Annotated in this window: 28 protein-coding genes and 3 pseudogenes; 20 read left to right on the top strand and 11 right to left on the bottom strand. The window is 57.3% G+C overall.

What is annotated here, in order from left to right; genetic code table 11:
• Positions 1-57 precede the first annotated feature (57 nt).
• Complete coding sequence (locus SM755_RS16045; RefSeq protein WP_152417768.1) at positions 58-207, top strand: DUF2080 family transposase-associated protein; 150 nt, start codon at positions 58-60, stop codon at positions 205-207.
• A gap of 3 nt (positions 208-210) precedes the next feature.
• Positions 211-1,482 (top strand): transposase, encoded by a 1,272-nt coding sequence (locus SM755_RS16040; RefSeq protein ID WP_323173557.1) that lies wholly within the window; start codon positions 211-213, stop codon positions 1,480-1,482.
• 134 nt (positions 1,483-1,616) lie between these two features.
• On the opposite strand, the pseudogene SM755_RS16035 reads toward SM755_RS16040, so the two are convergent.
• A pseudogene (locus SM755_RS16035) lies at positions 1,617-2,186 on the bottom strand (AAA family ATPase); the annotation flags it as partial.
• A gap of 298 nt (positions 2,187-2,484) precedes the next feature.
• Here SM755_RS16035 and SM755_RS16030 point away from each other — a divergent pair.
• The 6 genes from SM755_RS16030 to SM755_RS16005 all read left to right on the top strand — a co-directional run bounded on the left by SM755_RS16030 (position 2,485) and on the right by SM755_RS16005 (position 8,623).
• On the top strand, positions 2,485-3,162 hold the full coding sequence (locus SM755_RS16030) for a nucleotidyltransferase family protein (RefSeq protein ID WP_323173556.1): 678 nt from the start codon (positions 2,485-2,487) through the stop codon (positions 3,160-3,162).
• Positions 3,163-3,341: 179 nt separating this feature from the next.
• On the top strand, positions 3,342-3,821 hold the full coding sequence (locus SM755_RS16025) for a (2Fe-2S)-binding protein (protein ID WP_323173555.1): 480 nt from the start codon (positions 3,342-3,344) through the stop codon (positions 3,819-3,821).
• Positions 3,818-6,223, top strand: a complete 2,406-nt coding sequence (locus SM755_RS16020; RefSeq protein WP_323173554.1) for a molybdopterin cofactor-binding domain-containing protein — start codon at positions 3,818-3,820, stop codon at positions 6,221-6,223. Before SM755_RS16025 ends, SM755_RS16020 begins: the two co-directional genes overlap by 4 nt.
• Positions 6,223-7,095 (top strand): xanthine dehydrogenase family protein subunit M, encoded by an 873-nt coding sequence (locus tag SM755_RS16015; protein WP_323173553.1) that lies wholly within the window; start codon positions 6,223-6,225, stop codon positions 7,093-7,095. The genes SM755_RS16020 and SM755_RS16015 overlap by 1 nt, the downstream gene beginning before the upstream one ends.
• A gap of 251 nt (positions 7,096-7,346) precedes the next feature.
• Positions 7,347-8,051: a helix-turn-helix domain-containing protein gene (locus SM755_RS16010; protein ID WP_323173552.1), complete on the top strand. Its 705-nt coding sequence runs from the start codon at positions 7,347-7,349 to the stop codon at positions 8,049-8,051.
• Positions 8,052-8,233: 182 nt separating this feature from the next.
• Positions 8,234-8,623, top strand: coding sequence for a VOC family protein (locus SM755_RS16005; RefSeq protein WP_323173551.1), 390 nt, complete (start codon positions 8,234-8,236; stop codon positions 8,621-8,623).
• A gap of 163 nt (positions 8,624-8,786) precedes the next feature.
• Here SM755_RS16005 and SM755_RS16000 read toward each other — a convergent pair whose 3' ends face one another.
• Entirely contained in the window at positions 8,787-9,032 is a 246-nt protein-coding gene (locus SM755_RS16000) for an acetyl-CoA carboxylase (RefSeq protein WP_323173550.1), read from the bottom strand.
• A 185-nt stretch (positions 9,033-9,217) separates the two neighbouring features.
• On the opposite strand from SM755_RS16000, the gene SM755_RS15995 reads away from it, so the two are divergent.
• From SM755_RS15995 to SM755_RS15985, 3 genes are read left to right on the top strand one after another with little or no spacing between them, the layout of a single operon-like run.
• A complete protein-coding gene (locus SM755_RS15995; protein WP_323173549.1) occupies positions 9,218-10,120 on the top strand; it encodes a carboxyltransferase domain-containing protein in 903 nt (300 codons plus the stop codon).
• Positions 10,120-11,085, top strand: coding sequence for a biotin-dependent carboxyltransferase family protein (locus tag SM755_RS15990; RefSeq protein ID WP_323173548.1), 966 nt, complete (start codon positions 10,120-10,122; stop codon positions 11,083-11,085). Before SM755_RS15995 ends, SM755_RS15990 begins: the two co-directional genes overlap by 1 nt.
• A 17-nt stretch (positions 11,086-11,102) precedes the next feature.
• Positions 11,103-12,458, top strand: coding sequence for an acetyl-CoA carboxylase biotin carboxylase subunit (locus SM755_RS15985; RefSeq protein ID WP_323173547.1), 1,356 nt, complete (start codon positions 11,103-11,105; stop codon positions 12,456-12,458).
• A 59-nt stretch (positions 12,459-12,517) separates the two neighbouring features.
• On the opposite strand, the gene SM755_RS15980 is transcribed toward SM755_RS15985, so the two are convergent.
• Positions 12,518-13,279: a 5-oxoprolinase subunit PxpA gene (locus SM755_RS15980; protein WP_323173546.1), complete on the bottom strand. Its 762-nt coding sequence runs from the start codon at positions 13,277-13,279 to the stop codon at positions 12,518-12,520.
• A gap of 477 nt (positions 13,280-13,756) precedes the next feature.
• On the opposite strand from SM755_RS15980, the gene SM755_RS15975 reads away from it, so the two are divergent.
• Positions 13,757-14,032, top strand: coding sequence for a helix-turn-helix transcriptional regulator (locus SM755_RS15975; protein ID WP_323173545.1), 276 nt, complete (start codon positions 13,757-13,759; stop codon positions 14,030-14,032).
• 167 nt (positions 14,033-14,199) lie between these two features.
• Here the strand turns inward: SM755_RS15975 and SM755_RS15970 are convergent, their stop codons facing one another.
• On the bottom strand, positions 14,200-14,577 hold the full coding sequence (locus SM755_RS15970; protein ID WP_323173544.1) for a helix-turn-helix domain-containing protein: 378 nt from the start codon (positions 14,575-14,577) through the stop codon (positions 14,200-14,202).
• 226 nt (positions 14,578-14,803) lie between these two features.
• Between SM755_RS15970 and SM755_RS15965 the strand changes: the two genes are divergently transcribed.
• Positions 14,804-15,856 carry a saccharopine dehydrogenase NADP-binding domain-containing protein gene (locus SM755_RS15965; RefSeq protein WP_323173543.1) on the top strand — a complete coding sequence of 351 codons (1,053 nt, stop codon included), beginning with the start codon at positions 14,804-14,806 and terminating at the stop codon, positions 15,854-15,856.
• A 27-nt stretch (positions 15,857-15,883) separates the two neighbouring features.
• Positions 15,884-16,569 (top strand): annotated as a pseudogene (locus SM755_RS24480) (hypothetical protein); the annotation flags it as partial.
• A gap of 212 nt (positions 16,570-16,781) precedes the next feature.
• Here the strand turns inward: SM755_RS24480 and SM755_RS15955 are convergent.
• The 3 genes from SM755_RS15955 to SM755_RS15945 all read right to left on the bottom strand — a co-directional run bounded on the left by SM755_RS15955 (position 16,782) and on the right by SM755_RS15945 (position 18,260).
• Entirely contained in the window at positions 16,782-17,066 is a 285-nt protein-coding gene (locus SM755_RS15955; RefSeq protein WP_323173541.1) for a PadR family transcriptional regulator, read from the bottom strand.
• Positions 17,067-17,161: 95 nt separating this feature from the next.
• On the bottom strand, positions 17,162-17,425 hold the full coding sequence (locus SM755_RS15950; protein ID WP_323173695.1) for a hypothetical protein: 264 nt from the start codon (positions 17,423-17,425) through the stop codon (positions 17,162-17,164).
• 436 nt (positions 17,426-17,861) lie between these two features.
• Positions 17,862-18,260: an EamA family transporter gene (locus SM755_RS15945; RefSeq protein WP_323173540.1), complete on the bottom strand. Its 399-nt coding sequence runs from the start codon at positions 18,258-18,260 to the stop codon at positions 17,862-17,864.
• A 169-nt stretch (positions 18,261-18,429) separates the two neighbouring features.
• On the opposite strand from SM755_RS15945, the gene SM755_RS15940 reads away from it, so the two are divergent.
• Together SM755_RS15940 and SM755_RS15935 are read left to right on the top strand one after the other, a co-directional pair.
• Entirely contained in the window at positions 18,430-19,203 is a 774-nt protein-coding gene (locus SM755_RS15940; RefSeq protein ID WP_323173539.1) for an ArsR family transcriptional regulator, read from the top strand.
• 65 nt (positions 19,204-19,268) lie between these two features.
• Positions 19,269-20,009 carry a glucose 1-dehydrogenase gene (locus tag SM755_RS15935; RefSeq protein WP_323173538.1) on the top strand — a complete coding sequence of 247 codons (741 nt, stop codon included), beginning with the start codon at positions 19,269-19,271 and terminating at the stop codon, positions 20,007-20,009.
• Positions 20,010-20,522: 513 nt separating this feature from the next.
• On the opposite strand, the gene SM755_RS15930 is transcribed toward SM755_RS15935, so the two are convergent.
• Positions 20,523-20,738, bottom strand: a complete 216-nt coding sequence (locus SM755_RS15930) for a hypothetical protein (protein ID WP_323173537.1) — start codon at positions 20,736-20,738, stop codon at positions 20,523-20,525.
• A gap of 497 nt (positions 20,739-21,235) precedes the next feature.
• Here SM755_RS15930 and SM755_RS15925 point away from each other — a divergent pair, with 497 nt between their 5' ends.
• Positions 21,236-21,814, top strand: coding sequence for a carboxymuconolactone decarboxylase family protein (locus SM755_RS15925; RefSeq protein WP_323173536.1), 579 nt, complete (start codon positions 21,236-21,238; stop codon positions 21,812-21,814).
• Between the two features lie 87 nt (positions 21,815-21,901).
• Here SM755_RS15925 and SM755_RS15920 read toward each other — a convergent pair whose 3' ends face one another.
• A complete protein-coding gene (locus SM755_RS15920; protein WP_323173535.1) occupies positions 21,902-22,345 on the bottom strand; it encodes a universal stress protein in 444 nt (147 codons plus the stop codon).
• Positions 22,346-22,691: 346 nt separating this feature from the next.
• Here SM755_RS15920 and SM755_RS15915 point away from each other — a divergent pair, with 346 nt between their 5' ends.
• Complete coding sequence (locus SM755_RS15915) at positions 22,692-23,081, top strand: CrcB family protein (RefSeq protein WP_323173534.1); 390 nt, start codon at positions 22,692-22,694, stop codon at positions 23,079-23,081.
• The gene (gene crcB, locus SM755_RS15910) at positions 22,993-23,418 is read left to right on the top strand and encodes a fluoride efflux transporter CrcB (RefSeq protein ID WP_323173533.1); all 426 of its coding nucleotides are present in this window, start codon (positions 22,993-22,995) and stop codon (positions 23,416-23,418) included. Before SM755_RS15915 ends, crcB begins: the two co-directional genes overlap by 89 nt.
• Positions 23,419-23,508: 90 nt before the next feature.
• On the opposite strand, the pseudogene SM755_RS15905 reads toward crcB, so the two are convergent.
• Positions 23,509-23,970: pseudogene (locus tag SM755_RS15905) on the bottom strand (AmiS/UreI family transporter); the annotation flags it as partial.
• A gap of 219 nt (positions 23,971-24,189) precedes the next feature.
• Between SM755_RS15905 and SM755_RS15900 the strand changes: the two are divergent.
• Positions 24,190-24,459, top strand: coding sequence for a transcriptional regulator (locus SM755_RS15900; protein ID WP_323173532.1), 270 nt, complete (start codon positions 24,190-24,192; stop codon positions 24,457-24,459).
• A 212-nt stretch (positions 24,460-24,671) separates the two neighbouring features.
• Here SM755_RS15900 and SM755_RS15895 read toward each other — a convergent pair whose 3' ends face one another.
• Positions 24,672-25,310 carry a hypothetical protein gene (locus SM755_RS15895; protein WP_323173531.1) on the bottom strand — a complete coding sequence of 213 codons (639 nt, stop codon included), beginning with the start codon at positions 25,308-25,310 and terminating at the stop codon, positions 24,672-24,674.
• Positions 25,311-25,420: the final 110 nt, after the last annotated feature.

Here is a 25,420-nt window from a genome sequence, read left to right as displayed (position 1 = left end):
ACCGCCCGGCCCACAGGCCCACCGCTACCTTTATGTCTATCCAAAGTCTATACATTGGTGATGGATAGGTTTGAAATTGAAGGCGAAGAAGTCCTCGACGGGACGGCAAAACCGTCGGGGAATAGTGCCCACGTCATCGTTCCCAAACGCTGGCGCGGAGCCGACGTGAAAGTCGTCCGCGTCTCCGAACCCGATTCAGACGAGTAAGATATGCAGTACAACTACAAGTATCGACTCAACCCGACAGAAGCCCTCACCGAGATGCTTCTGCACCACGTCGATACTTGTAGGCAACTCTACAACCACGTCCTCCACCTGCTCAACGAGGCAGACGACATCCCCGCCCGCTACGAGGTGCAGGGGCGACTCCCCGACCTCAAATCGTGGTGGGACGACCTCGGAAATGTTCACTCGAAAGTTCTCCAGATGGTCGTCAAGCGCGTCTACGACAATCTCTCCACGCTCAAAGCACAGAAGGAGAACGGGCGTGCTGTGGGGATGCTCAAGTGGAAGCCCTCTCGGGAGTATCGGTCGCTCACCTACAACCAGTCCGGCTTCGAACTCAAGAATACGAGTGGTCGGCCTGTCTTGTGGTTAAGCAAAATCGGTGATATTCCGATTCACCTCCACCGAGACATTCCCGAGAACGCGACCATCAAACAGGTCACGGTCAAGCAAGAACCCACGGGCGAGTGGTATGCCACGTTCGGTATCGACGTGGACGAAGCAACGTCGGAGAAACCTGAGAAACCAGAGCAAGTTGTTGGTATCGACGTGGGGATTCTCAAGTACGCCCACGATACTGACGGGTACGCCATTGAGAGTCCCGACTTCAGCGAGGAACGTGAGCGACTCGAACGCGCACAACACGACCTCTCGCGGAAGGAACACAGCTCTGCGAATTGGGAAAAACAACGTCGGGTTGTTGCCGAATGCCACGCCGACCTGAAGCGCAAGCGGCGAGACTTCTTGCACAAACTCTCGAACTACTACGCGACCGAGTACGACCTCGTGGCGGTCGAAGACCTCGATGCGAAAGGTCTGGTCGAACTCGACGGCAACTCTCGGAATCGTTCCGGAGCGGCGTGGGGGACGTTCCTCCGAATGCTCGAATACAAGTGCGAACGCGAAGGTACGCACTTTGTCGCCGTTGATCCAGCCGGAACGACCAAAGAGTGTGCGGCGTGTGGTGCCGAGACGGACAAGCCGTTGTGGGTCCGCGAACACTCCTGTCCCTCCTGTGGATTCACGGCTGACAGGGACTGGAACGCAGCCTGGAACATTCTTTCTCACGGTATCAAGCAGTTAGGAGCGGGACGCTCCGAATCAACATCCCCAGAAATCTTCGATTTCTGGTGTGAGAACGAATCGCTCTGCGATTCGTTAACGCCTGTGGAGACTGCGCTCCCTACGGGAACCACTTCGGTTCCTGCAAAGCGCGTTCGTGAGATCGCATCTCACGGGCTGTCAGACGCAGTCTGACAACGTCGTTGAAGCAGGAAGCCCCATCTGCTCACGGGCGCGAAGCGCCCGTTCGCATGGTCCGTGAGACCGAAGGTCTCACGCTACCCTCAAGCGCGAGCCGTCAGGCGAGCGGTAGGGTGGGGTAGTTCACGCGCGTCGCTCAGTCCTCGCGTTCGGTTCGACGTGAGGAGGACGATCGGCGGCACCGACGCCTTACCCGTCCCCAGTTCCGGCACCGTAACCTGAAACTCCGAGAGGAACTCGAGTAGCAGTGCTTCGAACTCCTCGTCGGCACGGTCTATTTCGCCGATGAGGAGGACGGCAGGCTGCTCGCGATCGTCCGACAGCGCCCGGAGCAACGGTCGTTCGAGCAAATATTCCTCGTCAAAGACCGTGCTATCGTCGGTGACACCGCGCTCACCGGCCTGTACCGAGAGCAACCGTTTCGTGTAGTTCCACTCGTAGAGGGTGTTTTCGGCCGCCAACCCCTCATAGCACTGTAGACGAATGAGTTCGGTCTCGAGTTCCGCCGCCAGGACCTTTCCTAACTGCGTCTTCCCGCTCCCGGGTTTCCCTTCGATAAGTAGCGGTTTCCCGAGTCGAAGTGCAAGTAGTACCGGAACGACGATATCGTCCGCCGCGGCGTACTCCTGCTGATCGAAGAGTTCTCCGAGATCCGACTCGGTGAACGCCGCGAACGAGAGAGTGGTCGGCTCAGTTATCGCTCACCGTTATGGGAAGCCATTGTCGCGCCGTGGTCCAGCGACGGCCAGTGATTCTCATAACCATTGGGAGTCTATCTCATTCCGAAATGATCCAGACGCTAAATCTTCACTCGAACAACATGTTGGAGGTCCGGAACATTGGCTAGGTACTCGAGCGGGATATATTTGGTAGTTCATCACACACATGTGGCTATGGATCATAGCTCTTCGTGTCGGAGCCATAGAACGACCACATGGACGGTGGGTATCCGAGGGAGCATCCCCTGTAACCGACTGAACCGGCAGGGAGGCCAGAATGGGTAACGACGGAATCCCGATTATCACACCGTCCTCGAGTAGTCAGCCGACGACGAACCATCGGGAGAATCAGACTGGCGATCAGAATCAAATAGACGGATCCGACGAGATTGCTGGCGTTGTCCTCGCCGCCGGAACGAGTTCGCGATTCGGTGCGGCGAACAAACTCCTGGTTGATCTCAAGGGACGGCCGATCGTCGCTCACGCCGTCGAGACGATGGTTGCGAGCGAGGTCGATCCGGTGATCGTCGTCATTGGACACGAGGCTGACCGAGTTGCAGACGCACTCGCGGACCAGCCGGTCACGCTGGTTCGAAACGACGAGTACGCTCGCGGCCAAGCCGCGTCAATCGGTGTCGGAATCGATGCACTCGAGACGTCCGACGTGGCTGCAGCGGTGTTTGCACTTGGTGATATGCCGTTCGTTAGCCCAGAAACCGTCGATACTCTCGTCACGACGTATCGAACGAGACCCGAGACGGCGCTCGCGGCAGCATACGACAGTTCTCGCGGGAATCCAGTGCTGTTCGATAGGAGTCACTTCGAACGGCTTGCGGACGTCTCAGGAGACACTGGTGGACGTGCGGTATTGCTCAAGGGAGACCGGTCGGCGCTCGTTGCGACCGACGATCCAGGGGTTGTCCGTGACATTGATACCCCTGCCGACCTCCCCTGAGAAACCGATACTGTGAGACAGCGCTAGAGGGAATATTTTGCAGCACTGGCCGTTGAAATCTGGTATTTCGGTTGCAAACCTATTTACCTGGATATGGTGAGTGTTGAATGTGAGTTTCTAACACGATCGTCGAGAACAATGCTCATGGATGAGTAAGGCACATACTGCGAGGGTTATGAATGTCAGAACACAATATATCGATAACAGTTAACGGTGAACAACACGAGTTGACCGTCGAGCCGCGGACGTTGCTCGTATCGGCACTTCGAGATGAACTTGGCTATACCGGGGCGAACGTCGGCTGTGAGACGGGACGATGCGGTGCCTGTACCGTCAGGGAGAACGGTGAAACGATCAAGTCCTGTACTCGCCTGGCCGTCCAGGCCGACGGATCGGAGATCGAAACGGTCGAAGGGCTCGCCGATGGCGGCGACCTCACGACCCTCCAAGAGCAGTTTCAGGAGCAACACGGACTCCAGTGTGGCTACTGTACGCCGGGGATGCTCATGACCGCCGACACGTTCCTCCGTGAGAACGACGATCCAACGCGTGAAGAGATTCGGGAGGCGATCGAGGGGAACCTCTGTCGGTGTACCGGGTACCAGAATATCGTGGATGCCATCGAGGCCACAGCTGACCAGTTGGGTGGACAACGATGAGTGACGCGGATACGAATGAAGCGACGGAGTCAGCTGACGAACCCAACGGGGACGGTAGTAGTGGCGCTTTCGGCTCCGCCATCGAACGCGGCGAGGATGTTCCATTGCTGACCGGTGATGGGGAGTACACCGACGATATCTCCCTGCGTGGAACGACTCATCTGGCTATTCGTCGGTCCGATCACGCCCACGCACGAATCGAGAGTATAGATACTAGTGGTGCGGCGGCTATGGACGGCGTCATCGCGGTGTACACCGGCGAGGATGTCGTCGAAAGCGGCGTTCCGAACACGATTCCGACCGCGTGGGACCTTCCCGGTCTCGTCCAGCCACAGTATCGCATGCTCGCCACGGACAAGGTCCGTCACGAGGGAACGGGTATCGCCGCCGTCATCGCGGAGACGCCGCATGTAGCCCACGACGCACTCAAGCAGATCACAGTCGAGTACGAACCACTCGAGCACGTCACCGATCCGGTCGAGGCCGTCGAACGCGACGTACCCCCGGTTCACGACGAGGCAGCGGACAACGTTGCCTTCGACTTCGAACTCGGCGACGCGGACGCTACTGACGAGGCGTTCGCCGACGCCGATCGGGTTGCGAGCGTTGACCTCCGACAGCCACGAATTATTCCGAACGCGATGGAACCGCGTGCGGCCCTCGCGGACTGGGAGGATGCGACGGGGAAACTTCGTCTCTGGATGACGAGTCAGAACCCCCATCTCCACCGAATGCTGCTCTCGGCGGGCACACTGGGGCTTCCGGAGAACAAGATTCAGGTAATCGCTCCCGAAGTCGGTGGCGGCTTCGGGAGCAAGATCTACCACTATCCGGACGAGGCTGTGACGGCCTGGTGTTCGATGCAACTCGGTCGACCGGTGAAGTGGCAGGCAACGCGTTCGGAAAGCTATCTGACCGACTGCCACGGCCGAGATCACGTGACGACCGGCGAGATCGCTCTCGACGACGACGGAACGATCCGTGGAGTTCGAGTCGAAACGCACGCCGGCCTCGGCGCACAGCTCTCGCAGTTCGGCACGGCAACGCCGTCGTACCTCTACGCGACGGTTCTCTCCGGCCAGTACACTATCCCGGCGATTCACTGTCGCGTCGTCGGCGCGTTCACGAACACGACGCCCGTCGACGCCTATCGCGGTGCGGGTCGGGCCGAGGGAATCTACGTGATCGAGCGACTCGTCGACGTCGGTGCGCGGGAACTCAAGATGGATCCGGCCGAACTGCGACGGCGCAATCTCGTCCAACCCGACGAGTTCCCCTACGAATCGGCGGCGGCACTCGTCTACGACAGCGGCGAGTACGAACGCGCGATGGACCTAGCGCTCGATCACGTCGACTACGACGAACTACGCGAGCGCCAACGCGAGCTTCGAGACGAAGATCGGTACATCGGAATCGGGATCGGTAACTTCGTTGAATCCGCGGGGCTCTCGCCGTCCGGACTCGCCGGAGATCTCGGTGCACAGGCTGGCGGCTGGGAGAGTTCGATCGTCCGCTTCGACTCGACGGGGTCGGTGACGGTCCTCGCGGGAACTGCCGATCAGGGACAGGGACACCGAACGACCTACGCCCAGATCGCGGCCGAGGAACTGGGTCTCTCCGTCGACGACGTCGACGTCGTCGAAGGCGACACCGATCGGATTCCGCAGGGGATGGGGACCTACGGCAGCCGAAGCGCCTCGGTCGGCGGCGGCTCCATCGCTCGCGGCGCTCGCGAGGTTCGGGAAAAAGCTCGTCGGATCGCCGCCCACCAGCTCGAGACGAGCGCGGACGACCTCGAGTTCGAGGACGGCGAGTTCCGCGTCACCGGCGCGCCGGATCGGTCGATTCACATCCAGACGATCGCACACGAGGCCTACCTCGGCCACGACCTTCCCGAGGGGATGGACCCCGGTCTCGAGGAGACTAACTTCTACGATCCGGAGAACTTCACTTATCCCTTCGGCACCCACGTCGCGGTCGTCGAGGTCGATCCCGAAACGGGCGAGATTGAGATCGAGCGCTACGTGGCGGTCGACGACTGCGGCGAGATTATCAACCCGATGATCGTCGAGGGACAGGTCCACGGCGGGATCGCACAGGGGATCGGGGCCGCGCTCTACGAGAGAGCGGCTTACGACGACGGACACCTTCAGACCCGCCAAATGGACGAGTACGCTGTCCCGCACTCGACGCAGCTACCGGAGTTCGAGACGGACAACACGGTAACGCCGAGTCCGCACAACCCGATCGGGGTGAAAGGCGTCGGCGAGTCGGCGACCATTGCGGCGACACCGACCGTGGTGTCGGCCGTCGTGGACGCGCTCGAGCCGTTCGGCGTCGACCACCTCGACATGCCCATCACACCGGAGTCGGTCTGGCGGGCCACGGAGGATGATCGGTAATGTACACGAACGACTTCGATTACTACCGCGCCGACAGCGTCGACGACGCGCTCACACTGCTCGGCGACCACGACGGTGCCGAACTGGTCGCCGGCGCACACGGGCTGTTGCCGCGAATGAAAACAGGGGACGAATCGCCGCCAGCACTCGTCGATATCGGTCAACTGAGCGGGCTCAATACGATCCAGGAGGGTGATGATGGAAATACCATCTCGATCGGCGCACTCGCTACACACGCCGAAATCGCCGACTCAGAGACCGTCCGTCAGCACGCGGTCGCGCTCGCCCACGCTGCGGCCGAGTTAGGTGATCCACAGGTCCGAAACGGCGGCACGATCGGTGGCAATCTCGCCCACGGCGATGCGCGTTCGGATCCGCCGGCCGCCCTGCTCGCGCTCGACGGCTCGCTCGAGGTTCGCGGGTCGAATGACGAGCGCCTGATCAATGCGACCGACCTCTTCAAGGGGCCGTTCGAGACGGCGGTCGCCGATGACGAGATCGTCACCGGCATTCAGATACCGATCACCGACGATGCAGTAAGCGGCTACCGCAAACGGCGAGATCCGCTCTCGGGCTACGCGTTGGTCGGTATCGGCGTCTGGCTTCGAACCGACGGCGAGACGATCGAGGAGGCTCGAGTCGCCGTCACCGGCGCGACGACGGCTCCCGCGAGACTGCCGGCTGTCGAGGACGAACTCGAAGGGGAAGCGGTTACCGAGGAGACGATCACTTCGGCATCGGCCAAAGCCGGTACGACGGTTGACGACGGAGCGTTCGTTTCGGACGTGCAGGCGAGCGCCGAATACCGCGAGCACTTGTTGACGATCGACACCGAGCGTGCGCTGTACGATGTCCTAGATATCAGTCAATAGATGATCGATGTACTGGATGCGACAACGAGGATCATCGCATTTTCTCGAGAACACTCGTATGCGGGTAAACCGTGAGATTCTAGCTTAAGCCCCGGGAGAGTGCTGATCCTATCCGAAACGGAACTTTTCTTAGCTGAGATATTTATTCCCTCTATCTACTCTCTAGTAACCCTCGAATAATGACTACGGAGGAATTGACCTCGTGCGGTACAGCAGTGAACGTCTTTATGCGACCGCACATACAGAGACGTATGAACCCGGATTTGAGCGCCGAATTTTTCCTCTCTTCATCGTCTCTCGCACTGACCGGCCTCGCTGCGTCCACCCCAAATGCCCGCATCAAACTCGATGAGGTCGTTGGAAGAGATCACTCAGTGCTCCTCTGCTGGATCGAAGCAGAGTCCTACGACACCGTCGAGGCGACACTTGACGCTGAGGCAACGATTGCAGCGTGGACACCGCTTGAATCCGCAACGAAGCGACGGCTGTATCGGCTTCGAATGGCCGAGCCGGCCGAGGTGCAGGTCGCGATTCCCGAAGAGTTCATCAAGCGCGGCACGACGCCGATTCATGCAACGATTACGGGGGATGGCTGGCTCATGCGGGCCCGCTTTCCTGATCGAACTACCCTCTCGGAGTACCGCGAAGCCTGCCAGCAACGGGGAATGTCGTTCACTCTCGAAAGGCTCTATCAACCGACGACAGACCCTGAGGGCGACGGACTATCCCTCGCTGGGTTGACGCCAAAACAGCGTGAGGCGGTGCTCCTCGCTCACGAAGAGGGATATTACGATCTCCCGCGAGGAACGAAACTCACCGACTTGAGCGACCGCCTCGGTATCTCCCGACGATCACTCTCCGACCGTCTTCGCAGGGCGGAGCGGGAAATCATTACAACTGCAATCACCAACGAACGGATAGCCCCTCGGAACGCCAACTCCACAGAACATCAATAGCAGAAGGAGAGTGTTCCCGCAGATGCGGCTGCGGAGTGGTCTACGTAGATTTGAACTGATCTTGTATACGCACAGTACGCTTCACACCGGTGGTCGGGCCGCTCTTTTATAAAGCCACTCCGCGAGGAGAGATACCCTGATCCGATCTTCCGACCAATAACGAGTATGCAACGGAGGGTACTATGAGCACAGTCACTGTTCGTTACGTAGTCAACGATGTCGATGCGGCGGTCGACTTTTACACTGACCATCTAGAGTTCGAGGTGCAGATGCGCCCAGCACCGGGATTCGCGGCGCTACAACGGAGAAGTCTTCGCCTTCTGCTAAACGAACCAGGAGCCGGTGGCGCCGGGCAGACCATGCCTGACGGAACTCTCCCTGAGCCCGGCGGATGGAACCGCTTCCAGATCGAAGTCGAAGATCTCGCCGCCACCGTCGAGCGATTGACGGAACAGGGAGTCAGCTTCCACAACGAGATCGTGGACGGGAAGGGTGGCAAACAGATCCTGCTGGAAGACCCGGCCGGCAACGCCGTGGAACTCTTCGAACCAGCGCACCGCGGAGAATCATAGCGGAGGAAGCCGAGAGATAGATATGAACCGCATACAGCATCACCCTGCTCGCTCGCGGATACCCCGTTTCCTTCGTCGGTCCTTGCGGTCGGGGCTCCACCTCGAATTACGCTGGAAATACGACGACAACAGTGCTTGAACTCGACCGGTGATTGAGGCGGCGTCAGTTAGTCTCGAGAACCAGGAGGTCATCACCGGCGTCGACTTCCTGTTCGTTTTCCGCAATGATCTCGGTGATCGTTCCGTCCGCAGGGGCCGTGATATCGTGGAAGTTCTTCATGACACCGACCAATCCGACGACGTCTCCCTCAGCGACCTCGTCACCTTCGTCGGCGAACGTTGCTTCGTCCGGATCCGGTCGCGTGTAGAAGACGCCGGGCATCGGCGATTCGATATGTTCTGTCGTCATTTATGGAATCTTATTCTTAAATAGGCCCCCAGACATATAATACTTGACAAAGATATATCCGGACCACACGAGCGTAAACACGTACGGATAGGTTCGTTTACGATATAGTATATTTTCGCATATATATTCACTGTTCTAATCTAGTCGGTATCTATACAGTGGTAACCGTTCTCTCACTCAGTAGGATGAGTGAGAAAACGATAACCAGACAGGAGCTTCCGTCTCCGCGATACGAGTACGGGGGGGACGACTGGGTGTTCGTCGAACTCGCCGAAGCAATGAGTTTCGACGCGAACTTCAAAGCACAGGCGATCACACAGGAAATTCGTCAGAACAGTCTCGAGGGACTCGTCGAGGTTGCACCGTCGAACGCCTCCTACCTAATCCAGTTCGATCCGAACGTGCTTCACCCGGACGAACTGATCGAGGAGTTGAAATTGCTCGAGGAGGAGATCGACATCTCGGAATACCAGTGGGAGGCACGGGTGTTCGATATTCCCGTCTTTTACGACGATCCGTGGACTCACGAGACGCTGATGGACTTCCGAGAACGCCATCAAGATCCGGACGCGACGGATCTTGAGTACTCCGCAGAACTCAACGGCTTCGATTCCGTCGAGGCGTTCATCGACCACCACTCTGGTGCGCCGCACATGGTAACAATGATCGGCTTCGTCCCCGGGCTCCCATTTTGCTTCCAGATGGTTCCACATGACGAGCAGATCGAGGTGCCGAAGTACGAACAGCCGCGGACGGCGACGCCGAGCCGTGCGATCGGATTCGGTGGCGCGTTCACCGCAATCTATCCCGTCCCCGGGGCCGGCGGCTATCAGCTCTACGGTCGAACTCCCGTCGAGGTGTTGGACGTCGACCAGGAACTGTCGGCGTTCGAAGAGTCGATGGTACTTCCGAACCCGGGGGACATCCTCAACTTCCGGCAGATCGATCGCGACGAGTACGACGAAATCCGTTCGGAGATCGAAGACGGAACCTACCAGTACAACTATGATCGGGTCGAGTTCGAGACACAGGCGTTCTTCAACAATCCACACGAATACAACGAGCAGCTTCTGGAGGTGCTCGACTGATGCGTATTCTCGATGGTGGACTCGTCACGACCGTTCAGGATACCGGTCGTTACGGGCACTATCACATCGGAATGCCGCCCTCTGGCGCGATGGATCAGTTCGCCCACAAAGTCGGCAACTGGCTCGTCGGAAACGATGAATCAGCCGCAACCCTCGAGATGACCTATATGGGAGCGGAAATCGAGTTCGAGGAGGACACCGTCTTCGCCGTTACCGGTGCAGATATGGATCCATCTCTCGAGGACGAATCGGTCCCGACGTGGACTGCTGTCCAAGCCGAGACCGGGGACACCCTCAGCTTCGAGTTCGCAACAGAAGGTGCACGCGCGTATCTGGCAGTCGCCGGTGGTATCGATGTCGAGCTGGTGATGGGAAGCCGTGCGACGTACACCCTGATCGGAATCGGCGGCCACGAGGGTCGGTCGCTCGAAGAGGGCGACAAACTCTCGATCGGTGAGTCGTCAGCGAACACCGACGAACTACTCGGCACTTCGATCGACGAGACGGATCGACCGGATTACTCCCAGACTGAGATCAATGTCGTGATGGGACTCTGTGACTATCGGCTCACCGACGAAGGGCGACAGCGGTTCCTCGACGCTAACTGGAACGTTTCCGACGAGGCTGACCGGGTCGGCTACCGGTTCGAGGGTCCAGATATCACCGACATGTTCGAAGAACGCGAGCAGCCCTTCGGTGCCGGAACGGACGTCACCAACGTCGTTGACCTCGGCTATCCCGTCGGTTCCATCCAGATGGCCGGCCAGCCGATTATTCTGATGCGAGATGCCGTGACGGGTGGCGGATACGTGACCGTCGGGACCGTCGTGAGTCCCGAGCGTGATGCGCTTGCCCAGTGTCGAACCCACAGTACCGTCGATTTCAACGCTGTCGACGTCGAAGAAGCGCTCGAGATTCGTCAGGAACGAGACGATCTTCTCGAGGACATTCAGGAGTCGTTGTAGTGCAGGGTTTCCAATAAATGATTGACAAAGTACTCGTCGCGAATCGAGGCGAAATAGCAGTCCGCGTGGTACAGGCAGCGAACGAACTCGGAATCGAGACGGTCGCCGTTTACAGTGACACCGACGAAACAGCGAAACACGTTCGCCGCGCCGACGAAGCCGTTCATGTAGGATCCTCGGTCGCCAGCAAGAGCTATCTCGATCAGGAGTCGCTACTGGATGCAGCAGCCGAAACTGGGGCCGATGCGATCCATCCGGGCTACGGGTTCCTTGCGGAAAACGAGTCATTCGCCCGTCAGGTCGAGGAGTCCGAGTTCATCTGGGTCGGCCCCCCATCGGACGTGATGGCCGACTTCGGTGAAAAGACGAAGGCGCGAGCGATTATGGATGCAGCGGGCGTCCCGATCGTTCCAGGAACGGACGAACCGGTTGATGATCCGGGCCGGGTGAAAGCCTTCGCCGACGAACACGGCTACCCGGTCGCTATCAAGGCGGACGGCGGTGGCGGCGGTCGTGGGTTGAAAGTCGTTACCGGCCCCGATGAAGCTGAGGAGGCGTTTACGAACGCCAAACGTGAGGGCGAAGCGTACTTCGACAACGACGCTGTCTACGTCGAGCGCTTCCTCGAGAACCCACGTCATATTGAGGTTCAGGTCATCGGCGACAGCCACGGGACCGTCCGCCATCTCTACGAACGCGACTGTTCGGTGCAGCGTCGTCAGCAGAAACTCATCGAGGAGACGCCCTCGCCCGTTCTCGACGAAGAGACGCGAGAGGAGCTTTGTGAAGCCGCCAGATCGGGCGTTGCTGAAGCCGGTTACAGCAGCGCCGGCACCGTCGAGTTCCTCTACGAGGATGGTGATTTCTACTTCCTCGAGGTAAACGCTCGAATCCAAGTCGAACACACAGTCACCGAATCGGTGACGGGCATCGATATCGTCAAAGAACAGTTCCGCGTCGCTGCAGATGAGGAACTATCGTTCGAACAGTCCGACGTCAACTCTCGAGGTGTCGCGATGGAGTTCCGTATCAACGCCGAAGATCCCTACGAGGAGTTCACTCCGACACCGGGAACACTCGAAACGTACCGACCGCCGACAGGAATGGGAGTCCGCGTCGACGACGGTGTCAACGAGGGCGACAGGATCAGTCCGTTCTACGATTCACTTGTCGGAAAATTCATCGTTACCGCACAGGACCGTCAAGAGGTACTCGAACGCAGCAAGCGAGTCCTCGAGGAGGCACAGATAGAGGGAATCTCGACGACGATTCCATTTCATCTCGCGGTTCTCGAGGACAACGTATTCGTCGAGAGCGACCACACGACGAAATATCTTGATCACCAGTTCGAAGGGGTAACTGAGTTTGAATAGGCGAGACGGCACCGTCCAACGGGACGATATCCAATCGAACGACGCGGCAACTGGGTCGTTCACACCAGGTCGTCGAGGCGAGCGAGTTCGATCCCTTCGGCCTGGAGTCGTTCGTGGATCGTCTCGAGCAGTTCGACCGAGTTCGGTCCGTCACCGTGGATACAGATCGACGACGCGGGAACGTCGATTACTGTTCCGTCGACGGCCTCAACCTCGCCCCGCGTCGCGATGGAAATGACCCGATCTGCGACCAGGTCCGGATCTTTCGGTTCGACTTCTTTCTCGACGATCAGCGTGCGGTCGGGGTTGTAGTCGAGGTCGACGTACCCTTCGAAGACGGCGTCTAACTCGTCGTACTCCTGGGCAACCTCGTAGATATTCATATCGGTTGCGAGGTAGATGAGACTAGGATCGACCTCGAGAAGAGCTTCCATGACGGCACGGCAGTGAGTCTCACTCTCGGAGAGCATCGAGTACATTGCGCCGTGCGGTTTGACGTGCTGGACGCTTGCCCCGTGACGATTCGCAAACGCCATCAGCGCGCCCAACTGGTAGACGACGTAGTCGCGCACTTCCTCGGGCGTCGCGTCCATCGACCGGCGACCGAACCCCATCTTGTCTGGGAGGCCGGGATGGATCCCAATCCCGACATCGTATTCCGCAGCGAGCGTGACGGTTTCACGCATAACGTGTGGATCACCTGCATGGTAGCCGCCAGCGATGTTCGCAGAGGTGATGTACGGCATCACTTCGGCGTCACGCCCCATCGTCCAGTTGCCGAAGCTCTCGCCCATGTCGCAGTTGATGTCGATTGCAGTCATCGTCTGGAACCTCTACTGTTCGTTCGTCGTCCTCATACTTGAGATAGCATGGTTGTCAAGGTATTGAAAGCACATTGCACTGAAACCTCAAGCCAAACATAGCGACGAGTACGGTGAGTACACCGACTGTACTACTGATAGTGCGGAAAGACTTGTTCTCGTAAAGTGCTGCGAAACCGGGATCATAGCGTACTCGAAGAAATGAAAGACATGCAGCATTTCTTTCCATTAGTGATAAGTAAACATCTGTAGGATACGGCTTTTCCGCGCCAAGATATATGAAAGGTAGTAACTTTATTAAAATTATATCTCATTAGATCAAATATTCGCAGAAATCTAGTGGAGGCAAGAAACAACTCATCAGACCGGTCACAAATACACTCAGATAGTAACAGGGACCAGATCTTCATACAGAATATACATATAATCCAGATATGAGAATAAATTAAATACAGGTTCGTTGATGACTCACACACAATGAACGACCTCACTGGCTTCCAACGTGATTTGCTGTACGTGATTGCGGGTGCCGACCAGCCATCCGGTCAGGACGTGAAAGAAGAAATCGAGGGGTATTACAGCGCTGAGATCAACCATGGTCGACTCTACCCGAACCTTGATACACTCGTCAACAAGGAGTTGGTCGAAAAGGGGCAACTCGATCGCCGCACGAACTACTACGCTATCACCGACGCAGGATCAGATGAGATTGAGGACCGGCAAGAATGGGAGAGTCAGTATGTAGACATCTAATCTCACTCCCGTCTGGAGAGATCGGTATTATGAGGATATGGTAGGTATTTAATACAATCTTGGAGGATGGATGTGATGCATGCCTTCTGTTGGACTAAAAGCAACGAATGGGGTCTAGATCAATTTGATTGAGCGCAATCCAACATACGCTTGTTCCTGACGAGGTGTCAGCCCTCGGTCGCGTAGGCATTGGCCCAGTCGTAGAGGTCCTCGAAGATGTGCGTCAGCGCGTGTGTCTTCTCCGTGGCGACGTACTCCACCCGCGGCGGCACCTCGTCGTAAGAGTGGCGCTCGATGTACTCCGCCTCCGTAAGTTCAGCCAACCGGTTCGATAGCGTGGTCGAGGAGATGTCCAGCCGCGCCTCTAAATCCTTGAACCGGAGACCTCCCTCGCTGAACGCGAACTCATACATGATGGCAAGCGTGTACTTCTTGCCGAACAGCGAGAGCACGTCCCGGACGGCACTCTCTGCCTGAAGGTCCTTTAGGCGCGCGCAGTCGTCGTCTGACCGCGACAGTTCCTCAACATCGGTGGACTCTGCCATATAACCGCTCTAATCCCTGGAGCAATAACGCTTGTCGTAGTGGACCGTTGGGCGTTACTCCGAGAAACCGGAGTTACTCCATTACTCTATACTCGACAGCTTATAACTCCAGAGTGTGGAGTTTAGGGTACGATGGCACCGACGATCCACGAGACTGCGCTCGTTATGGGCGCCTCCGGCGGCATCGACAAGGAACTAGCGCCCATCTCCATTACGGGGGCGTCAGATGCGTAACGACCGCATCCTCATCTACGGCGCGTACGGCTACACAGGACGGCTTGTGACTGAACAGGCCATCGGGGACGGTCTCGACCCCATCGTCGCCGGCCGGTCCGCCGGGAAGGCCGAGTCGCTGGCGGCCACCCACGATCTCGACTACCGCGTTTTCACCCTCGACGACTCCAGCGTGGTTGCGGACGCGCTCGCTGACGTGGCGGTCGTCCTCAACTGCGCCGGGCCGTTCGTCCGGACCAGCGGCCCGATGGTCGACGCCTGCATTGAGGCGGGCACCCACTACCTCGACATCACAGGCGAAATCGAGGTGTTCGAGGCCATCGCCGCACACGACACCGAGGCCGAGGCCGCTAGCGTAACGCTCCTGCCGGGTGTCGGCTTCGACGTGGTGCCGACCGACAGCCTCGCTGCCCACCTTTCCGCGCGGCTCCCTGACGCGACCCACCTCGAACTCGGGTTCCAAGGTCTGGACGAACTCTCGCCCGGCACCGCCCACACGGCCATCGAGTCGCTCGACGACAGCGGCACGGTCCGCCGAGACAGCGATCTCGTGGACGTGCCGGTTGCACATGATGTCCGGACCATCGACTTCGGTGACGGCTCAACGACCGCTGCGACCATCCAGTGGGGCGACGTTTCCACGGCATACCACACGACTGGCATCCCGAACGTGACTGTCTACGCCGCCCAGCCGGAGGCGACCATCCGATTCCTCCGACTATCGAACCGTCTGGGGTGGCTGCTCGGGAGCACCCCCGTGCAGTCCGCATTGCACGGTCTCGTCGACCGGTTCGTCGACGGACCCAACGAGGCGGCCCGCCGCGAAGAGTCGATGTACGTGTGGGGACGGGCGACGAACGGCGAGGAATCGGTCGTCTCGCGGCTGGTGACGCCGGAGTCGTATTTGTTCACCAGCCACAGCGCACCCCACTTAGCCGCCCGCGTCCGCGATGGCGAGGCACCCGTCGGCTTCCAGACGCCCGCCAGTGCGTTCGGTCCGGACATCGCACTCGACATCGACGGCGTGGAGCGGACAGACGAGTGACGGCGATAGTGGGATCCAATCCAGAGGCACCTCCACGCTGTCAAGCAGTTCGCTCCGGAGGAACGCATCGACGGCTTCAACGATTCGACTGACCGGTTCCTCTCGGTCGTTGGGTCGGAATCTTCGTTTCGACAGCCAGTAACCGCCGCCATCGATATCACCACCGTTCCCTACTACGGTGAGGTCGAGGAGATTCCGGTGGTCAACGGCACCAAAGACCGCGAGAGTCGGGCGTTCAAGTTCGCCATCCTGTCGATCATCGGGTGGAACATCCCGCTCGTCCTCGCGGTTGAACCAGTCCGGAAGAGTTCCCCCTGGGACGAGAACTCGTCGAATCAAGTCCATCGCATCGTCTGGCGGCTCGTCGAGCGAGCCAAAGAACACGTTCCGATCGAGACGGTGCTATGTGACCGCGAGTTCGACTCGATTCGGGTGTTCTAGACACTCCAGAATCACGATGTCAACTACCTCATCACGAAACGCATCACCAGTACGGAGCGGGAGGCCATCGAGCAGATAGAAGCGGATGGGCAGAAAATCGCTGTCGAGACGGCCTCTGTGAACGTCGAGTCGGACTCGCACGAGCTGCGGTTTCTGTACGTCCTGGCGACTCGCTGACTTTCTCCTGAAAGCGGGTATCGACGGTGTGGACTACGCTCCTGTGCTGACTACGGGGCGAGTGTGCCGAGATGGTCGCCCCGGCACTGATACCCCCGACTGAGCGCCTGCACACTCGAACGCTCGCCGTAGACGAGTGGCAATGCTGGCCAGAATCGCCAAAATCTGCGCAATTATTGATGCACGCTCGAAATGAGGGTGCTGGTTCTAATCTCGGCACCTCACCGCCCAGAATAATCCTGAGTCGTCGACAATTCACTCCGAAATTATCCCATCCACCGAAACTGTGGCGTAAAGGTGATTGATCCTAGCTATCGTCGAGATCGATATACTGATTTTCCCACTCACGTCGGGCCTCGATCTCACGAGTTCCGCGACGCGTAACCGAGTAGAAGTTCGTTCGGCGATCTTCTTGCCCCTTCTCGACGAGGCCCTTGTCGACGAGTGTATCGAGGTTCGGATAGAGACGTCCGTGATGAATCTCCCCCTCATAGTAGGCTTCGAGTTCATCCTTGATTGCGAGTCCGTGTGGGTCGTCCTGGCCGGCGATTGCGTACAGCAAGTCTCGCTGAAAGCCGGTAAGATCGTACATACCGGATCTAGAATAGGTTGCTAGATAAGTGTGTCTATTGCAAGACAGACTGTAAATTCACATAAGTACTGAATATAGCGATTAAAAATCACAGCTCAGTGTTCTGGTGTCGTCACACGGAGTTCGTCGTCGACTTCGTAGAAGTAGCCTCGTTCGAGGAGGCGGGTAAGTGCATGATCCGCATCTCCAGGTTCAAGCGCGAGTTCATCAGCGCTGAGAAGAATCTCACGTGCCTGCTCTCGAGGAACCGACTGTGCGTCTTCGTGATTCCCAGGATCGGTCCCGTGGGCACGAATGACATCGTAGGCATCCAGAATCCACTCTGGGAGCGGCGGCCGTGGATCGATGATGTCGGTCATCGCGTGTTCGTACTGCATTCTCTATCTTTGGCCGCTTAAGGATATCCCCGGTGAGTAGTCGGCTCTATTTCAGGGAAAAGTAGACACAGAGATCGTATTGTTCAGAGTTCTCTCTTGGTTTTTCAGCCCCAGAAGGGTGCGGGGCATACGTTCTAGTTTAAGCGGTCGGATCGGAACGATAACCGCCCAGAACGCCCGGTCCTGAGTTTGATAGATCGTTATGACGAGTTAGAGTAGCTCCCTCAGCAGGATGTCCATCCACCAGCCGGACCATACCGACGAACTCCGTTACCGTCCCCTCAGCGAACTATCTTCACCCTCAACTATCACTCGCTGCTCCCGGAAAACCAGTATCGTCCGTGATTCAGGCGAACTAGCGCACGAACGCGCCGTGCTGAAGCTTGATCCAGTGCACGCATACGCTGCCCAGTGCTAGTCATCGCACCGCACAGCACAGGTCCGAGGCCGACGATTCCGGAGTCGAACAACGTCGCCAGAGTCGGATGCGCCACGATGACGACATCGACTGCTTCCAAAACAATGCCTCCGACACCGGCGCGGGAAAGCCGCTCCTCCGACAATAGGACGACGCGAACGCTGCGGTGACGATGGGCACCAGACTGTAGATCACCGCTGCCGTGGACACCCGCGTCAGCTGTTGGCCCGTGAAAAACAGGACGTTCGCTACTACAATCACCAGCGAACCACTGGTAAAACCACCGACGACATCGCTTCGCATGCGTGGTCGCCAGTCGGTGTCAGTGCTGAAGACATAGCCGAACAGGAGCGCTGCACCGATGTCGAAAGACTCGCCACGAACAATACGAACGCCCAATAGCGCGAGTCCGTTGAATTCATACTACCTTTTCGAAGGAAGTCTAGATATTGTTTTATTAGAAGGGTTTCGAACCGTGAAAACCACGGCTCAGCGACTGAATTTTCGGCGCGATGAAATCGACCTGCGGTATGAAGCGTTATCATGCCAGCGGCTTACTTATGTGCATATGGCTACCCCACTCGACGAGATCGAGTTCCTCGCGCGTTCGGAGTATCGTGGGGTCGTTCTCGAAGCGCTGGTCGAGGAGCCGCTTACTCGCGGTGAGTTACGGGAGGCGACGGATGCTTCCCAGCCCACCCTCGGGCGGGTCCTCGATGAGCTCGAAACCCGACACTGGATCGACCGAGACGACCGGCGCTACGAGATAATGCCGGCCGGGAGAATTGTCTCTAAGGCGTTCACGGCTCTCTACGAGACGCTCGCAACTGAGGGGAAGTTCCGCGAGATCACGCCGCTGCTGCCACTGGAGGTCATGGACTTTCCGTTCACCTGTCTCGCTGACGCGACCGTCATTACGCCGACTCGCGCCGACCCGTCTGCCCCAATAAACCGGAACCTCGACTTGCTGACCCAAGCGACACGCGTTCGTTCCTTGTCACATTCGTTCGTTGACCAAGCCCTGCGGGTGATTATCGAGAGGACCGTTGAGGAAACGCAAACATTTGAGGGTGTCACGACCCAACACGCGATCGATGGATTGGCGTCGGCGGACGTGCGGGCCGTACTCACTGCTGAAAACGGTCAACTGTATGTCCACCGTGAAATTCCACCGAGCGTAGGAATGGCGATCATAGACCGGTCCGTGACCTTTCTCGTACGTGACGAGCAGGCCGTCCTTCGAGCACTGATTGTTACTGATGATGAGACAGTTCGGACGTGGGCCGAAGAGACATTTGAGCGGCATAAGCACGAGGCCGAACCTGCCGATCAAGTCGGTTGAAAGAATTTCATACAGTGAAATCATTACACGAAAATAATATCAATACAGGGAGATGAAATCTGGGTGTGAACGGGATTCAAGACAAAACTGCGGTCGTAACAGGGGCCAGTTCGGGAATTGGTCGCGCCTCGGCGCAGCGGTTCGCAGCGGCAGATGCGAAGGTTGTCGTTGCTGATACTGATGAAAAAGGTGGCGGTGAAACCGTCGATCTCATCGAGGACAACGGTGGGGAGGCAACGTTCATTCACACTGATGTGAGCAAGGTAGCCGATGTCGAAGCACTGGTTGATGCGGCGGTTGACACGTATGGCCGCCTTGATTTTGCGCACAACAACGCAGGAATTGAACCTCAGTATGGACAGATCACTGAGACGCAAGAAGCTGACTGGGAACGGATCATGGAAACAAATCTCAAAAGCGTCTGGGCAGGGCTCCGATACGAAATCCCTCGGATGGTAGAAACTGGTGGTGGAGCAATCGTCAATACCTCCTCGGAATGGGGCCTTCGTGGGAACGAAAGAATGTCGATCTACAGTGCAAGCAAGCACGGGATTAACGGTCTCACACGAACGGCCGCATTAGAGTACGCCGAGCACAATATCCGTGTAAACGCCGTGTGTCCTGGCCTGATCGAGACGAATATGACGGGCGATCTCGATCCGGAGGCGGGCGCTCATGTCCCAATAGGCCGTCCGGGGCAGCCAGAGGAAGTCGCTGAGGCTGTCGTGTGGCTGTGCTCTGATAACGCATCGTTCATCACCGGCCATCCACTTCCGGTTGATGGCGGAAATACGGCTAGTTCTTGACTCTGGTTTTGTGCGAGTTCGCCTGTGCCACAGCGACGACGGTTATCCGCTGCGGAGAGCAACGGCTGTTGGTGAAGATAGGTCGCTGAGAGGCGCTCTGGTGGAGTTCGTCCCGGTGGTTGTGCTAGAACGCGGTAGGTCTTACTGAGAGGCGCACATTTAACCCGTCGGTAGGGTGTCGGACTCAAATCTTGATGGTCTGGGCGATCATCGTATCGATCCAACCGATAAAACTAGAACGTATGGGGTGCGGGGTTCACATGAACCACCCGCAGATATAGATGAAATCGATTGACTGTAAAACAACACCAACAGACGCTGAGAGACTTACTTCTCAAGACAAGGAGACCGTCGATGACAACCAAACTGAGTGCTGACTTCCGACCTGTTCAGCACCTACTCAAGATCGAATGGGGTACAGTGAACGATTCTGCTCAGACAGTTATGGGGATTCGCTACGAACACCGCCAGACAGACACTCGTGATACCGCACAGGAGGACGAATTCTAATGGTTAACTTGCCCCCGCGGAAAGTAACCGACGATCGGTGACAGCAACATTGTTCTCGAACGCCGGTCGTGGAACGACGCGTATCTTGGCGAAGATCAAGATGGTCGGCACCATCACGTCGATCGCAAGCGTGAGCGCATCGTCGTGACGAGAACTCGTGCTAAACGCGACGATTGTGGGGTAGTTCCCCTGTTCAGACTTCGTGAGCCGGCTCTCCATGCAGAAGACATCGTACTGGCTTCGAATGGGGCCGGCGAAGGCGATGTTCGACGCTGGATCAAGTTCATCGGAAACGAAGTGTGTGGAGATGGTGATGAGGACGGCTGGCTCTAGTGAAACACTAGACGGCGTCGACTTCTGAGGAAGGATTCAGTAGTTTGTGGCGCTACTCTGAGACAATGTAGATACGATTTCAAAGGAATCCACGATGGCAGAACAATTGGACTCTGTCGCAAGCCTTCGAAACCACTCAATCGAACGCTGTGTGGCAATTCATCAAAGCCACCGATACTGAACGTGAGTTTCACTCCTTACCTTGAATAAAGAAAGCGTATTACCAACTACTGGTAACAGAATAGGCTTTTCGAGCGACCCGAACGATTACAACTCTGTACGGCGGTTTCCTCATTGTTGGTGGACGGGAGGTTCTCATCAATATGAAAACTGGCGTCCGGTACGATCAGTCTTTTATGGTGATTGCTAACATAGATCTCTACATGTCTTCCCGTATCGAACCGATAGACCCCGGTGAATCGGACGACGACGAGGTCAACGAAATCCTCCGAGAAAGCGAAGAGGGTTGGTACAAAGACTCCGCATACTTCGGTGCCGTCGCCCATCAACCTCGGCTTTTGAAACGACTCGTTCGGATGTTCCGGCTATTCCCCCGCAGCGATTCCATCGATTCGGAGACGCTGGAACTAATGCGGCTGCGGGTTGCCGCAGTTCACGGGTGTGCGTACTGTGGAACCGTGCGCACCTGGGAGGTCAAAGACGAAGTCGAGCCGAAAGAAGACGCCGTGTTCTCTAATCAAATCGATGCAAGCCAACTTACGCGGCGCGAAGAACTCGCTGTTCACGTCGCAGATTACATGTCCGGAGATCCACAGGAGATCTCGGACGAGTTCTTCGTCGAACTGAAAGAAGAATACAGCGACGAGACGATCATCGAACTCCTCCTATTTGCTGGAATCGAAGTAGGGCTCGATAGGTTTTGTATCGCATTGCAACTAGATACCACAGAACAGAGTCCGTATCCAACTGAACTCGAGTATCCGCTCGATCGAGACACGTAACGACGACCGTTCTCGATACGATTGAGGGGGAACAACTCACGGTCGAGCGCAAGAGACGGCAAATGCTGTTTCCCACATCGTCAGCTCTCAGCTCGCGATATCGATCTCTGTGGCACGCACCACGTGGACTGGTACCGGTGCGGTTCGAACGATCTTCTCAGCGACACTCCCCAGCAGATACCGCTTGACTCCCGTCCGTCCGTGTGTTGCCATCACGATCAGATCGATATCGTGTTCGTCGACGTATTCGAGGATCATATCGTGTGGTTCACCGCGAACGATGTCGGTTTCGATCTCATCGAATCCGTGTGCCGACGCGGTTTCAACGACCTCGTCGACCGCCTGCTGGCCTCGTTCCTCGAGCGGCTCGATCACCGACTGTGTGATGCTCTCTGCGTCGTATGGCCTCGTATCGACGACGTGAAGGACGTAAAGGCGTGCATCGTACGTTGTGGCGAGGTCGATCGCGTGCTCGTTGGCGACCATGGATTCGTTGCTTCCGTCTGTTGGCAGGAGAATTCGATCGTACATAGTCGCTGTTCGACGGCCAGTTAGAAACCTCTAGCTGTGACGGAGGTTCGACATCTCTTTCGGTTCGATCCGACAATCGCTACAGTTCCTGTGGATTGGAATGTGGCAAAGAACGTTGCGGAGTTATATCCCCTACGGCCATCAGTTGTCGTGTGGGAGGAACGTTAGTCAATACACTCTGAAATCAGGACCAATGACGCCGAGTTAGCACGCACAGCGCTCACTAGTGCTTCCTGGTTCGAGGCAGAGATCATTGACAAGACCCACCCTCAACGAGCGAGGATGTCAACCCGAACGAAGTAGGGTAGGGTAGGGTATTTGACAAAGAATGTTGTCATCTCAATAGATGAGCGTTCGAGATCGGCTTGCCGACATCGATGTGGTGGTACTCGTCGTGATCGGCGGATTTCTCGGGGCGAACGCACGGTACGGAATTGGGCTCTTTTATCCGGGACTGGCCGGGACCTTCGTCACGAACGTGACCGGAAGCTTCGTCCTCGGGTTCGTCGTCTACGAAGCGATGTACACCGACTACCTCACTGACAGGGGACGATTGCTCGTGTCGACAGGGTTCATTTCCTCGTACACGACGTACAGCACGTTCGCGTACGAAACGGCGTCAGTCGAGCCGCTGCTCGGCTTACTCAATGTTACCGCTAGTTACTCGTTCGGTTTTGCGGGTGTCGTTCTCGGTCGATGGGTCGCACTGCGAATCCGGGGTGGGTCTCGTGATTGAGCCGGTACTCCTCGTCGGCGTCGGTGGCGCGGTCGGTGCACTGGGACGATACACAGTTGCCACGATCGTTGAAGGGGGCCGCTTTCCGATATCGACCTTTCTGGTGAACGTTATCGGGAGCTTCCTGCTGGGCCTCGTGCTATTTGCGGATCCGGGAGAGTCGATCCAACTGTTCGCTGGCGTTGGAGTGTGCGGTGGGTTTACCACGTTTTCGACGTTCTCCGTCGATACCGTTCGGCTCATCGAAGACGGACACGTGCGGACTGCGGTCGCCTATGCACTCGGAAACGTTGTTGTCTCGGTCGCAGCGATCGGTGTCGCGTGGTTTCTGGTCTAATCGAGGCCGGTAGTTCGGTACCGTTCTCGATTTTCGGACCGCCCACGGCCAAAATCCCGCTGCCATCAGATAGCCAGCCGCACCCGTAATGATGCCGACGATCGTAGTGAACCAGGCAATCGGATTCGTGTACTCCTCGAGTTCTAGCCCTAACAAGACCCAAAAGGTCGCCCAGAGTATTGCCCAGATCCACCAGAGTCCAGCAAGTCCGATATCGCCGTCGAGAAGAACGAGGTAGCCCGTCGGGATGGCGATTACAGTGACGAGTATACAGTACCAACCGAACGATCGCTGATCACCGATACCGCGGATCGCGTTCGCTCCAATCCACAGGTAGGTGAACGAAAACAGTAACGTTCCCGATGCCACGAACGCGTCTCCGGACTCGTACTGTCCGAACGCCCATAGTTCACCGATCGCCCACCACATCGCGATGATGAACGTCAATATTCCGACGAAGAAGTTCAGTATCGCGACGTCGCTGTCCGCACCTTTCCCGAGTAACCATATCCCGTTCACTACTAGCACGGCACCCACGAAAACCAGGCCCATGCCAAGGATCATGTACAGTGACATTGGTGTCCACCATTACTTGTGTGTGGTTATCACACAACACATGCTCCACTAGCCGAAGCAATAGTTCTAACCGCTACACACCTGGAATATCATCGTCTATCCACAGTCTTCGAGCAAGGAGGGAACACGAAACCGTCCCAAGTTTGGCAGCGCCTACAACGGTTATATCCGAGCCCATGGTAATGACGAGCACGGATGTCCGACGATGAGATCCCCTCCAGTACGGACCGAGAACGACTCCTATCAAAGACGATCACCGATCGGTTCGATGATTTAAGCGCCGGCGACGAAATCACGTTCAACAATCGAGAAACGTCGTATGAGGTCATCGAGACCGATCGATACTCGATTACGGTCTCGGATCCAGACGATAACCACATCACGATCTCACAGAACCTTCAGACCGGTGGATGGGCCGTCCATGAGGAGATTTGGTGGATCGGCTGCGAGCAGTCCGCGGACTGATCCTTCTCGGACCGGATTCCGAGCCGTGAGGAGATCGACAGGGTGCGGGCCGAGCATACGGATCGTTCGCAAGACCTGCGGGCTTCCGTGATCTCGAGGTGACTCTTCCACCTCGATGAGTCGTGGAACGACGTTCCGCGGGATGGCGAGAGCCGAGCCTCTCCCGAACCACTCGACCCAGAAGCAGTTACCTGACACTCTACTCGGCCGAGTTAGGCTACCCGGAGGAACAATCGAAACTCGAGTTCGTCTTTCGATTCGCCGACAACATCTGAAAATCCCTTTTTGAACGTCGATTCGAGATCGGTTCGATCGGTGATATCGGGAGCGCACAGTTGATCTGCGATTCGTTGGACGTGACCGGAGCGCACTCCCGACGTTCGAAGTACGACACCTGAGAGAGCGTCGCCTCGATGGAGTGCGGTCGCCGCCGTGGCCGCGACGGAGTCCACGTCATCGTGGTCAAAGACGAAGACGCTGACGAAGGTGTCGTCATCCTGTGTCAATAGCTCTGTATCCAATTCGTCCGTTGGCGTCCGTCGATTCGCCGTCGGATCCGTGATCAATCGGTGGAGTGTTTCGGCCCGTTCAGCGGCCCGCTCTTGCCATCGCGTCGTACTCTCGTCGGGCGCACAGCGAATGCGATACCGATCGTCATCGATTTGCTCAACAAGCCCATACGCGACGAGGAGCGTGAGTCTGTGCTCGATATCGGACTCCGACGATTCGAGCCCGTCTTCGTGATCGGCGTGTTCGAGCGCGGAAAACGGGCTATCATCGAAGGCGGCGTGTGCGGCGAGATACGTCTCGATACAGCGATCGATCGCTGGAAGTGACCCTAGCGTTGCCATGGAATTAGTGCTGTAATCCCCGATACACAAGCGAAAAACAGTACCGGGTACTCACATCGATCGAATACGGTCTGATATCACTGATCAGTTCGTCTCCAGAATTACATTAC

The organism is Natrialba sp. PRR66 (assembly GCF_034808065.1).
Lineage (GTDB): Archaea > Halobacteriota > Halobacteria > Halobacteriales > Natrialbaceae > Natrialba > Natrialba aegyptia.
Note: the sequence above shows the minus strand (reverse complement) of the source record. Positions and strands in the feature narration are given on the sequence as shown.